The organism is Anaerostipes sp. AF04-45 (assembly GCF_003461725.1).
In the GTDB taxonomy this organism is placed as follows: domain Bacteria; phylum Bacillota; class Clostridia; order Lachnospirales; family Lachnospiraceae; genus Anaerostipes; species Anaerostipes caccae.
In genome coordinates this window covers 273,773-286,614 of sequence record NZ_QTXQ01000004.1, presented here as the reverse complement: position 1 = coordinate 286,614, position 12,842 = coordinate 273,773, and the positions used below count along the sequence as shown (strand labels likewise).

General features: G+C 46.4%; 7 protein-coding genes. All 7 read left to right on the top strand.

Annotated elements, in window-relative coordinates; translation table 11 throughout:
• The first annotated feature begins 4 nt into the window (after positions 1 to 4).
• The 7 genes from DWV34_RS08215 to DWV34_RS08185 all read left to right on the top strand — a co-directional run bounded on the left by DWV34_RS08215 (position 5) and on the right by DWV34_RS08185 (position 12,842).
• A complete protein-coding gene (locus tag DWV34_RS08215; RefSeq protein WP_118475896.1) occupies positions 5 to 820 on the top strand; it encodes a phosphatidate cytidylyltransferase in 816 nt (271 codons plus the stop codon).
• The gene (locus DWV34_RS08210) at positions 817 to 1,956 is read left to right on the top strand and encodes a 1-deoxy-D-xylulose-5-phosphate reductoisomerase (protein ID WP_118475894.1); all 1,140 of its coding nucleotides are present in this window, start codon (positions 817 to 819) and stop codon (positions 1,954 to 1,956) included. Before DWV34_RS08215 ends, DWV34_RS08210 begins: the two co-directional genes overlap by 4 nt.
• A gap of 4 nt (positions 1,957 to 1,960) precedes the next feature.
• On the top strand, positions 1,961 to 2,992 hold the full coding sequence (rseP, locus tag DWV34_RS08205; protein WP_118475892.1) for an RIP metalloprotease RseP: 1,032 nt from the start codon (positions 1,961 to 1,963) through the stop codon (positions 2,990 to 2,992).
• A gap of 12 nt (positions 2,993 to 3,004) precedes the next feature.
• Positions 3,005 to 4,081 (top strand): flavodoxin-dependent (E)-4-hydroxy-3-methylbut-2-enyl-diphosphate synthase, encoded by a 1,077-nt coding sequence (ispG, locus tag DWV34_RS08200; RefSeq protein WP_118475890.1) that lies wholly within the window; start codon positions 3,005 to 3,007, stop codon positions 4,079 to 4,081.
• A complete protein-coding gene (locus DWV34_RS08195) occupies positions 4,068 to 8,495 on the top strand; it encodes a PolC-type DNA polymerase III (RefSeq protein ID WP_022261035.1) in 4,428 nt (1,475 codons plus the stop codon). Before ispG ends, DWV34_RS08195 begins: the two co-directional genes overlap by 14 nt.
• Positions 8,496 to 8,643: 148 nt before the next feature.
• Positions 8,644 to 10,167: an HD domain-containing phosphohydrolase gene (locus DWV34_RS08190; RefSeq protein WP_118475888.1), complete on the top strand. Its 1,524-nt coding sequence runs from the start codon at positions 8,644 to 8,646 to the stop codon at positions 10,165 to 10,167.
• 143 nt (positions 10,168 to 10,310) lie between these two features.
• On the top strand, positions 10,311 to 12,842 hold the full coding sequence (locus tag DWV34_RS08185; RefSeq protein WP_199485885.1) for a heavy metal translocating P-type ATPase: 2,532 nt from the start codon (positions 10,311 to 10,313) through the stop codon (positions 12,840 to 12,842).

Below are 12,842 nucleotides of genomic sequence, written 5' to 3'. Positions count from 1 at the left end.
ACTTATGTTTAAACAGAGACTTATCAGCGGGATTGCTTTAGTGGCAGTTACCGTCCTTGGCCTTTACCTGGGAGGAATCGTGACTTTACTCTTAACGGCGATCGTTGCCCTGATCGGATACAATGAAATACTGAAGATATTCAATATAGAGAAATCATCTCTGGCGGTCCTTGGATACACAGGAACGATTCTTTACTATGCCGCCTTGTTTTTTGACCTGGGCCAGTGGTCCACATCGATCATCATTTTGTTTATGATCTTCCTTCTCGGCTGTTATGTGGTCCGATTTCCCAAATACAACATGAACCAGGTCATGGCTTGTTTTTTTGGATTTGTCTATGTGAGCGTCATGATTTCCTATATTTATCAGCTGAGGATCGCTCAGAACGGAGGCGAATTTATTGTACTCCTGTTCCTGGCCGCGTGGGGCAATGATACACTGGCCTACTGCACGGGCATGCTGATCGGAAAGCACAAAATGACCCCGAAGCTGAGTCCGAAAAAGAGCATAGAAGGACTGATCGGCGGAATCCTTGGGGCGGTGATCTTAGGAGCAGCATATGGGATCTATTTAAAGACAAGGATCCGGTTTAATTTTAATCCGATGATGATGTTCGGGATCATCTGTGGAATCGGTGCGGCTATATCCGTGATCGGTGACCTGGCTGCCTCTGCCATTAAGAGAGATTCCAAGATCAAAGATTTCGGGACTCTGATTCCAGGACACGGCGGTATTTTAGACCGGTTTGACAGTATCATACTGATTGCTCCGGTTATTTATTATCTCACAATGATGATCTCAGGAGGCACAATGCAGTGAAATACATTTCCATCATCGGCTCTACCGGTTCCATCGGAACCCAGACACTGGAGCTTGTACGTGCAAATAAAGATCTTGGCGTGACGGCTCTGGCAGCCGGAAGCAATGTGGATCTTTTAGAACAGCAGATCCGGGAATTTCATCCTCATACAGCAGTTCTCTATGATGAACAAAGAGCAGAGGAACTGCGTCTTCGTGTAAAGGATCTCGAAGTGCAGGTGCTTTCCGGAACGGAAGGGCTCATCGAGGCAGCTTCTGAGCCGTGCTGTTCGCTGGTCGTCACTGCAGTCGTCGGGATGATCGGCATAAAGCCGACGATGGCTGCTATAAGGGCAAAGAAAGACATCGCTCTCGCAAATAAGGAGACGCTGGTGACCGCAGGCCACCTGATCATCCCATTGGCAAAAGAATACGGAGTTTCGATTTATCCGGTGGACAGTGAACACTCCGCTATTTTTCAGTGCCTTCAGGGAGAGTCTGACAGAGATGTGGATTCCCTGATCATCACGGCATCCGGCGGACCGTTCCGAACCAAGACAAAAGAAGAACTCAAAACGGTCACATTAAAAGATGCTTTAAAACATCCGAACTGGTCTATGGGCAAAAAGATCACCATAGATTCCGCAACGCTGGTCAATAAGGGGCTGGAAGTGATCGAGGCACGCTGGCTCTTTGATATAGATTTTGACCGGATCAAGGTAGTCGTACAGCCGCAGAGTATCATTCACTCTATGGTGCAGTTTCAGGACGGCGGGGTAAAGGCCCAGCTGGGAACCCCGGATATGAAGCTGCCGATCCAATACGCCCTCTACTACCCGGAGCGCAGATTTCTTCCGGGAGACCGTTTAGATTTTGCTGCATTGGGAAGTATCTCTTTTGAAGAGCCGCCTGTCGATGTTCTAAAAGGTCTTTCATATGCATATGATGCAGGACGGACCGGAGGATCCATGCCGGCCGTGCTGAACGCAGCCAACGAAAAAGCGGTGGCTCTGTTTTTGCAGGAGAAAATATCTTTTACAGAGATTTATGATCTGATCGAAGATGCAATGAATGCACATCATGTGATAGAGAATCCATCTCTTACGGAGGTACTGGAAACAGAACAGTGGGTATATGAATTCATAGAAAGCAGGTAATTACTTGAACATTATTATTGCAATCTTAATCTTTGGCATTATTATCATTGTACATGAATTGGGACATTTTTCAGTCGCCAAAAAGAATGGTATCCGTGTGGACGAATTCTGTATAGGTCTTGGTCCGACTCTGTTTGGGAAACAAGTGGGAGAAACTTATTATTCCGTAAAACTCCTTCCATTTGGCGGAGCCTGTATGATGGGTGAAGACGAAGACCGGCCGGAGGCGGACGCTTTTGGAAATAAATCTGTCTGGGCCAGAATGGCAGTCATTTTTGCCGGACCGTTTTTCAATTTTGTTTTTGCCCTGATCCTTGCCTTTATTATGATCGGTATATCAGGCGCTGACCTGCCCGATATCGCCAGAGTGGAGACAAAGTCTCCTGCTCAGGAAGCAGGATTGAAAGCCGGGGACCAGGTCTTGAAGATTGATGGAAAAAAGATCTACAATAACCGTGAATTGTCTTATTATTTCCTTCTGGACTATAAAGGCGGAGAAGTGCCTATTGTGATAAAGCGGGACGGAACAGAGAAAAGCCTCTCTGTGACCCCGAAGTTTAACCAAGAAGCCAAGCGGTATATGATCGGCATCGGCTGGGAACCATATCAAAAATTAAATCCATTAAAAACCATAGAATATGGATTTCATGAGGTGGGATTCCAAATTCGCGTGACGGTAAAGAGTGTTGTAAAACTGGTCACGGGACAGCTGACGCTGAATGATCTGTCAGGACCTGTAGGCATTGTAAAACAGGTAGGGGATACGTATAACCAGGCAGCCACTTACGGTTTCACAGTCCTTCTCTCCACAATGCTGAGTATTGCGGTCCTGATCAGTGCAAACCTGGGGGTTATGAACCTTCTGCCGCTTCCCGCACTGGACGGAGGCAGACTTTGTTTTCTCATCGTGGAAGCGGTCAGGAGAAAGCCTGTTTCAAAAAACGTGGAAGCTGCTGTCCACACGGTCGGCCTGTTTTTATTGCTGGGGCTTATGATCTTTGTCATGTTCCAGGATATCTATAAGATTATGTTGTAAAGGAGTCTTAGTATGGTTACTAGAAATAATACAAAAGTCATCCGGATTGGGGATAAGAAGATTGGCGGCGGCAATCCTGTGCTGATCCAGTCCATGACCAATACAAAGACAGAAGACGTTGAGTCTACCGTATCACAGATATTAAGCCTTGAGAAAGCCGGATGTGATATCGTAAGATGCACGGTCCCGACTCCGGAAGCAGCGGATGCCCTGGGTGAGATCAAAAAAAGGATTCACATTCCGCTGGTGGCGGATATACATTTCAACTATAAGCTCGCCATCGCGGCTATGGAGAACGGCGCCGATAAAATTCGCATCAATCCGGGCAATATCGGAGGAGAAGACCGTATCCGGGCAGTCATTGAAAAAGCCAAAGAGTATGGCGTTCCGATCCGTGTAGGCGTCAACAGCGGCTCTCTGGAAAAAGAGCTGGTGGAAAAGTATCACGGAGTGACGGCCGAGGGACTGGTGGAGAGTGCTGTTGACAAAGTCCGTATGATCGAGGCATTCGACTATGACAATCTGGCGGTCAGCATCAAATCCTCTGATGTTCTCATGTGTGCCAGAGCATATGAACTGGTAGCAGAGCAGATTGATTATCCGCTTCACGTCGGAATCACAGAGGCAGGAACCGTGTACAGTGGGAATATCAAGTCCGCTGTCGGACTGGGCATTATCCTTCACCAGGGGCTCGGAGACACAATCCGCGTCTCACTGACCGGAGATCCTGTCAACGAAATCGCAAGCGCTAAACTGATCTTAAAGATGTTAGGGCTCAGAAGGGGCGGGATCGAAGTAGTTTCCTGTCCTACATGCGGAAGGACCAACATTGATCTGATCAGTCTTGCCGGGCAGGTGGAGACGATGGCCGCAGACTTCGAACATTTGAATATCAAGGTCGCCGTCATGGGCTGTGTCGTCAACGGTCCCGGTGAGGCAAAGGAAGCGGATATCGGGATCGCAGGCGGAATCGGTGAAGGCCTTCTGATGAAAAAAGGACAGGTCATCCGCAAGGTCCCGGAGGAGGATCTTTTAAGTACTCTGCGCTATGAATTAGAACATTGGGGTGAATCAGATGCAGACTGCTAAAGAGCATACAAAAGAATTTTTTCAGGTATTTCCTGACCTGAAAGTATCCGGGGATGTAAAAGAACTGTTCCGCACTGTGTGTATCCGTCAGGTTCTGTTCAAGAAATCAAAAAATACACTTTTCATTTCATTTACAAGCGACCATCTGATTCCAAGAATCGACACCTGGCGGATGGAACAGCAGATCCGGGAGCAGCTGTTTTCAAAGCGCTATGTTAAAATACGCTTTCAGGAGTATTTCCGGCTTTCAGCCCAATACGATCTGGATTATTTATTTGAACACTATATGAAAAGCTTCCTCTTTGAGTTAAAAGGCAAAGGGGAGGTTATTTTTAATGTAGTCAGAAAAGGAGACTATGCCATTGACGGCGATGTCGTTACCTTTATTTTTGAAAATACGTTTGTCAACAAGAGCAAGGCAGATGAGATCAAAGAATATTTTGAGACAACGCTGAAAGACAAATTTGGCATGGAGATCAAAGTTGGCTTTGATTTTTCCAAGACGACAGACCGGTCTTTGAAAAAGGAAAGCCAATATAAGCTTCAAAAAGAGATTGAGGGGATTGTCGAACAGGCAGACCTGCTCAGCAAAGAACAGGAAGAAGAGAAAAAAGCCAGAAAAAAGAAAAAGGAATCCAACTTTTCTTACGATTCCAAGTTTAAGAGAAAGCCTAAATTTAAAGACGATCCGACCCTTCTTTACGGCCGAAACTGTGAAGGGGAACTCATTGAAATCAAAGATATTATCGATGAGATCGGTGAAGTCGTGATCCACGGACAGGTTACAACCCTCGATACGAGAGAAATTCGAAATGAAAAAACAATCATTATTTTTCATATCACGGACTTTACGGATACCATCTCCTGTAAAATTTTTGTCAGGAATGAACAGCTCCCGGAGGTTCTCAGTGATCTGAAAAAAGGCGGTTTCTACCGTGTTAAGGCGGTCGCCATGTATGATAAATTTGATCATGAGATATCTCTTGGTTCTGTCATGGGCATTAAGGCAGTCTCGGATTTCAGGGAGAAACGCCAGGACACGTCCATGGACAAGAGAGTAGAACTCCATTTACATACAGTTATGAGCGACAACGACAGCGTTGTTCAGATCAATGACATCGTAAAACGCGCCTACGAGTGGGGACATCCTGCCGTTGCCATCACGGATCACGGCGTGCTTCAGGCCTTTCCGATTGCAAGGCATGCTTATGAGGATTTAAGGCTTCCACAAGACGATCCGTTTAAGATTATTTACGGAGTGGAGGCTTATTTTGTCGATGACCTTGGAGATCTGGCAGTCCGCTCCAGAGGCCAGTCCCTCCGGGGAGATTTTGTGGTATTCGACATTGAGACCACAGGATTTAACAGCCAGACAGACCGCATCATAGAAATCGGGGCCGTAAAGGTCATAGCTGGTGAGATCACAGAAACCTTCAGTGAATTCATTAATCCGCAGATTCCGATTCCATTTAAAATCACACAGCTTACGACAATAACAGATGAAATGGTCATGAATGCAGATACGATCGATGCTGTACTTCCAAGATTTCTTGAGTTCTGCGGGGATTCTGTCTTAGTGGCTCACAATGCCGGGTTCGACACCGGATTTATCCATGAAAATGCGAAACGTCTGGATCTTGATTTTCATCCAACCATTGTGGATACGCTCGGTCTGTCAAGAAGCCTGATGACCCACCTGGCAAAATTTACACTGGATAATCTGTGCAAAAATTTGAACATCAAACTGGAGACTCATCATCGGGCAGTGGATGACGCCACAGCTACGGGGAAAATCTTCATAAAATTTGTTCAGATGCTGGAGGAAAAAGAAATCTTTGACCTGGATCAGGTAAATGAGTTTGTTGCAGGTTCCGAAGACTTCATTAAAAAAGGCCGTACCTATCACGGGATCATTCTCGTCAAAAATAACACCGGAAGAGTCAACCTAAACCGCCTGGTGTCGGAATCTCACGTCCGGTACTTTAACCGGCGCCCCAGAATGCCCAAATCCCTGATCAATAAGTACCGGGAAGGGCTGATCATCGGATCAGCATGTGAAGCCGGCGAACTGTACAGTGCCATCGTGGATCAGCGGTCTGAGGAAGAAATCGCAAAGATTGTTGAATTTTATGATTACCTGGAAATTCAGCCGGAGGGCAATAACCAGTTTATGATCGAATCTGCCCGCCATGAGAACGTCTGCTCTTTTGAGGATATCAGAAATTTCAACCGGAAGATTGTGGAGCTGGGCGAAACCTTCCGCAAACCTGTGGCTGCTACCTGCGATGTGCATTTTTTAGATCCGGATGATTCCATTTACCGGGCGATTCTTATGGCCGGAAAAGGATTTAAAGATGCGGACAGCCAGCCGCCTCTCTACTTCCGTACAACGGAGGAAATGCTCCATGAATTTGAATATCTGGGAAGCGATAAAGCCAGAGAAGTTGTCATAACAAATCCGAATAAGATCAGTGACCAGATTGAAAATATCTCTCCGATCCATCCGGATAAATGTCCGCCGGTCATCGAAAACTCAGACCGGGATCTCCGGGATATCTGCTACAAGAAAGCACACGATATCTATGGTCCGAACCTGCCGGACATCGTAACTACCAGACTTGACAAAGAACTGAATTCCATCATCGGAAACGGCTATGCAGTTATGTATATCATCGCACAGAAGCTTGTATGGGATTCCCTGGACCATGGTTATCTGGTAGGTTCAAGAGGATCTGTCGGGTCATCTTTTGCGGCGACCATGTCCGGGATCACGGAAGTAAATCCTCTGCCTGCCCACTACATCTGTCCGGAGTGTTATTATGTGGATTTTGACTCTCCTGAGGTAAAAAAATATGCCAGGATGGGTATGTCTGGATGTGATATGCCGGATGCGGTGTGTCCGAAATGCGGTGCAAAATTAAACAAAGAAGGCCACGATATTCCGTTCGAAACATTCCTCGGATTTAAAGGGGACAAGGAACCTGATATTGACCTTAATTTTTCAGGGGAATATCAAAGTAAGGCCCACGCATATGTGGAAGTGATCTTTGGCAAAGGAAAGGCCTACCGCGCGGGGACCATCGGTACGCTGGCGGAAAAGACTGCCTATGGATATGTCCTTAAATATTTAGAAGAAAGAGAAATATCGAAAAGAAAATGTGAGATCGAACGGCTGGCGAAAGGATGCACCGGAGTTAAGAGAACGACCGGCCAGCACCCCGGCGGCATCATCGTTGTGCCCCATGACAAAGAAATTTATGACTTTACTGCCGTTCAGCGTCCGGCCAACGACGTAAGATCACCGATTATTACAACTCATTATGAGTATCATTCCATCGATTCCAACCTGTTAAAGCTGGATATCCTGGGTCACGACGATCCCTCCATGATCCGCAGACTGGAAGATCTGACAGGAGTCAACGCCCAGAATATACCCCTGGATGATAAATCTGTCATGTCTCTGTTTCACGGAACAGAGGTTCTGGGCATCACTCCGGAACAGATCGGAGGCACGAAACTCGGATCTCTCGGGATACCGGAATTCGGAACCGATTTCGTTATTCAGATGCTTTTGGACACAAATCCTCAGAGCTTTTCGGATCTGGTCCGTATTTCAGGACTGTCCCACGGTACAGATGTATGGCTCGGCAATGCTCAGAAACTGATCGAGGAGGGGGATGCTACAATCTCAACTTCCATCTGTACGAGGGATGATATTATGGTCTATCTGATCAATCAGGGTCTGGATGAAGCCTTGTCATTTACGATTATGGAGAGCGTCCGGAAGGGAAAAGGTCTGAAACCGGAACAGGAAGAAGCAATGAGGGAAAAAGATGTGCCGGAATGGTATATCTGGTCCTGTAAACAAATTAAATACATGTTCCCGAAAGCACATGCGGTTGCCTATGTCATGATGGCATGGAGGATTGCCTGGTTTAAGGTTTTTCATCCTCTCGCCTACTATGCCGCCTATTTCAGTATCCGCGCAAAAGCATTTTCCTATGAAGACATGTGTATGGGAAAAGAAAAACTGAATAACCGGATGAAGGAGATACAAAACACGCCGAAGTTTGAGGTGAAAAATGCAGATCTGGATCTTCTGCGGGAAATGAAGATTGCAGATGAGATGTATGCCCGTGGATTTGAGTTCATGCCTCTGGATATCTACCGGGCAAAGGCAAAAGACTTTCAGATCATTGACGGAAAGATCATGCCTCCTTACTCAGCCATTGACGGTATGGGAGAAAAAGCTGCCAAGGAAGCCGCAGAGGCGTCTAAAGGAGAACCATTTACTTCTATGGAAAATTTCCGTGACCGGACAAAGGCGCCCAAATCTGTTGTAGATAAGATGAAAGAATTGGGATTAATGGGAGATCTGGAAGAAAGCGATCAGCTCAGTTTCAATTTCCTTTGATCCCCCGAAATGATAGAACCGAATATGTTTTTTTACATATCCGGTTCTATTTTTGGAAAATCTCTCATATAATAATTTTAATGTCTGCCGGAAGGCATCGGCAGGCTTCGGGGGTTTTGTTTTAATAAGGGGGAGACATGGATCGATCATGAGCAATTTAAATCACTTTCATCTTGAAAAGACAGGCAAAGAACAATCTGTGGAGGAACTGACAAAGCAGATTGAACATCTTGAATATAACTTGGAAGAGTGCCGTAAGAAACGGATGCATTACCAGCAGCTGTTTCACAGCGCGCCGGCCGGATATCTTGTATTTGACCAGGAAGGGCGGATCGCAGATGCAAATCAACGATTCTGCAGTATGGTATATGTACCGTTTCAGGACCGGTGCAGCTATAATATCAGAGACTTGACAGACAAAGACACCAGAGAGGAACTGGATATGATGATACACGGTCTCTTAAAGAAGGATCAGGTCTTATCAATAGAAGCCAGGATGTTGTGCAGGAATAGTTATATCCCGGTTATCATAACCGGCAACCGATATGGACAGCCCCTCGGCCGTATGGAGAACAAAGCATCCATGCTGTTTGCGGGCATCGTAACAGAAGTGTCGGAATTGAAAAAAGAACAGCAGAAAATAAGGGAGAAAAGTATTCATGATTCACTGACCGGATTTTATAACCGGATGTTTTACAATGAATATCTTCTGTACTGTGATAAAACGGATGATCTCCCCCTCTCCGCGGCAATCTTGGATCTGGACCGTTTAAAAATGATCAATGATTCCCTGGGCCATTCCTTCGGGGACAGGGCGATCACTACAGTTGCAAAGATTCTGAAAACATACGCAAAGGAAAACTATATCTTTGCCCGGATCGGGGGAGATGAAATCGCTGCCTTTTTCCCGGGGACAGAATTATGCGAAGCTGAATCGTTTCTAAAAAGAGCAGAGGAGATGATACAGCTGCACAGCCTGTCAGGCATCCGGCTTTCCTTCTCATGGGGCTGCGCAGTAAAAAGCAGTCCGGGAGAAGATATATTGACGGTTTTATCCGCCGCAGAAGATATGATGTACCGAAAGAAGTTCAGAAACAACGCCGTGAAAAAATCAGAGACATTAGATGTAATCCTCAATGCACTCTTTACTAGAAATCCGAAAATCCATCAGCATTCCATGAGAATGTCCCGGCTTTTCGGTCAGTTTTCTTCTTATCTCGGTCTGGAAACCGAACGGGTCAAGTTTCTCCAGGGCCTCGGCTATGTACATGATATCGGAATGGCTTCCATTTCTGATGAGGTCCTGAACAAGCGGGACCTTCTGTCCTATAACGAAAGGCAGGAAGTCAAGCGTCATCCGGAAACGGGATACCGGATTCTGAAGTCCGTGCCGGATATGGAAGAAGAAGCACAGATTGTGTTATATCATCATGAAAACTGGGACGGCAGCGGCTATCCGTATGGTCTGTCAGGCGACAGCATCCCAGTGGAATCGAGAATGCTTTTAATTTTAGATACCTATGACCGGATGAAATATGCACCATTCGGAAGGTATCGTCATTCTGAAAAAGAAATCATAAAAGAATTAAAACGCTGGTCAGGAAGACAGTTTGACCCGCTTTTAACAAAAAAATTCATCGAGTGGATGGAAGGCAGAAAAAAGCAGAGATAAGCTGCTTTTTTCTGCTTTTCTACGTATAAGGCGATATTATAAGCGGATTGGGAAATACTAATTGAGAAATGTTATCGTTGACAGAAATTATGGCGGGACCTATAATATACCCATACCCCCAGGGGGTGGTAAGGAGGCGTGTTATGAAACAAAAATTTGATGTGACGGGCATGACATGCAGTGCATGCAGTGCCCATGTAGATAAGAGTGTCCGAAAATTAGACGGTGTTGCTGAAGTTAATGTCAATCTGCTTCAAAACACCATGACCGTAGAGTATGACGAGTCAGAAGTAAACGATGATCAGATTATCCGCGCTGTCATCGGCGGAGGCTACGGTGCCTTTGTCCATGATAAGCAGGAAGAAGCAGGCAGAAAACGGGATATCGGCGTAGATGATGAGATTACTGGCATGAAAAGAAGACTCTGGGTATCCATCCTGTTTATGATACCGCTTATGTACATTTCCATGGGGCATATGGTGAATCTTCCGCTCCCGTCTTTTCTGAGCGGAACCCACAACGCGGTTTCTTACGGGCTGACCCAGATGCTCCTGGTTCTCCCGGTCATGTATATTAACCGGAAGTTTTATCAGGTGGGATTTAAAACATTGTTTAAGGGCTCTCCAAATATGGATTCCCTGATCGCCATTGGGTCCGGCGCTGCCTTTGTCTATGGAGTCTTTGCCATTTACCGCATGGGATACGGCCTCGGTGTGCAGAATCTTCATCTGGTACATCAGTACCACATGGATTTATATTTTGAATCTGCATCTATGATCCTGACGTTGATCACGGTCGGAAAATATCTGGAGGCCAGGTCCAAAGGGAAGACTTCGGAGGCTATCAGCAAACTCTTAGATCTGGCTCCGAAAACGGCCACCGTAGAACGGGGCGGAGAAGAGATTGAGATCCCCGTGGAGGAGCTGAATGAGGGAGATACGGTGATCGTACGCCCCGGAGCCAGCATTCCGGTTGACGGAGTCATCCTTGAAGGCATAACTTCTGTGGATGAAAGCGCTCTGACCGGGGAAAGCATCCCTGTGGAGAAATCCTCCGGAAACAAAGTCATCAGCGCATCCATCAATAAAGGGGGATTTATTAAATTCAGGGCTACAAAGGTAGGAAACGACACGACGCTTGCCCAGATCATACAGCTTGTGGAAGATGCCTCCGGTTCCAAAGCGCCGATCGCAAAGCTTGCGGATAAAATCGCCGGAATTTTTGTTCCCGTAGTGATTGTCATTGCCCTGGCTTCCGGGATCATATGGCTCCTTTCCGGGCAGACATTTGAGTTCGCGCTGTCTACGTCCATTGCCGTCCTGGTTATTTCCTGCCCGTGTGCACTTGGCCTTGCCACCCCGACCGCAATCATGGTGGGAACCGGGAAAGGCGCAGAAAACGGCATTCTGATCAAGTCTGCGGAGAGCCTTGAGACGGCACATGAGATAAAAACCGTCGTTCTGGACAAGACCGGAACTGTCACGGAAGGACGTCCTCAGGTGACAGATATTTTAACCTCAGGCAGCATGAAAGAAAAAGAACTGGTCAAGCTTGCCGCCAGTATGGAGAAACCTTCAGAGCATCCTCTCGCAGATGCCATTGTCTCTTTTGGCGAAGAGACCAATGCCGGTCTCTATGAAGTATCTGGATTTAAGTCTGTGCCCGGAGAAGGGATCGAAGGTTCCATAAAAGGTGATAAGGTTTATGCCGGCAACCTGAAAATGATGGAACGGATAGGAGTTTCTCTTGGAGAACTGGAAGAAAAAAGTACTGTTTTTGCCTCACAGGGCAAGACTCCTCTTTACTTTGCAAAAGAGGGCACACTGCTTGGACTGATTTCCGTAGCCGATGTTGTAAAACCGACCAGCAGACAGGCCATTCAGGAATTTGAAAAGATGGATATCGAAGTCGTCATGCTGACCGGAGATAACAAAAAAACAGCAGAGGCAATCCAGAAACAGCTGGGCATCAGCCGTGTAATCGCAGAAGTGCTTCCACAGGACAAAGAGGCCAAGATCCGGGAAATTCAGAATGAAGGAAAGAAAGTGGCCATGATCGGGGATGGTATCAATGACGCTCCGGCCCTTGCCAGAGCTGACGTGGGAATAGCTATTGGAGCCGGCACCGATATTGCCATCGAATCCGCAGATATCGTTCTGATGAAGAGTGATCTGCTGGACGGAGTGGCGGCAGTCCAGCTCAGCAAAGCGGTGATCAAAAATATCAAAGAAAATCTCTTCTGGGCCTTTTTCTATAATGTAATCGGAATTCCCCTGGCCGCCGGATGTCTGTATCCGTTTTTCGGATTAAAGCTTAATCCTATGTTCGGTGCCGCAGCCATGAGTTTAAGTTCTGTATTTGTCGTGAGCAATGCCCTGCGCCTGAAGTTTTTCCGGCCAGGTTTTATAAGAAACAAAGAAACACCGGTGAAAGTACATGAGCCGGGCCAAAGTGAGGAGGAAACAAAGATGAAAAAGACGATTTCAATCGAAGGAATGATGTGTGAACACTGTGTAAAACACGTGACAGATGCACTCAATAAACTCGACGGGGTGGCCGCAGAGGTCAGCCTTTCAGATAAAAATGCTGTTGTGAACTTAGAAAAAGAGGTCAGTGAGGAAGTACTGAAACAGGCAGTGGAAGATGCAGGTTATCAAGTGACCGGTATTCAGTAA

Coding starts and splice junctions, on each gene's coding strand:
- DWV34_RS08215 (WP_118475896.1), top strand. CDS start 5: ATGTTTAAACAGAGACTTATCAGCGGGATTGCTTTAGTGGCAGTTACC.
- ispG (WP_118475890.1), top strand. CDS start 3,005: ATGGTTACTAGAAATAATACAAAAGTCATCCGGATTGGGGATAAGAAG.
- DWV34_RS08195 (WP_022261035.1), top strand. CDS start 4,068: ATGCAGACTGCTAAAGAGCATACAAAAGAATTTTTTCAGGTATTTCCT.
- DWV34_RS08190 (WP_118475888.1), top strand. CDS start 8,644: ATGAGCAATTTAAATCACTTTCATCTTGAAAAGACAGGCAAAGAACAA.
- DWV34_RS08185 (WP_199485885.1), top strand. CDS start 10,311: ATGAAACAAAAATTTGATGTGACGGGCATGACATGCAGTGCATGCAGT.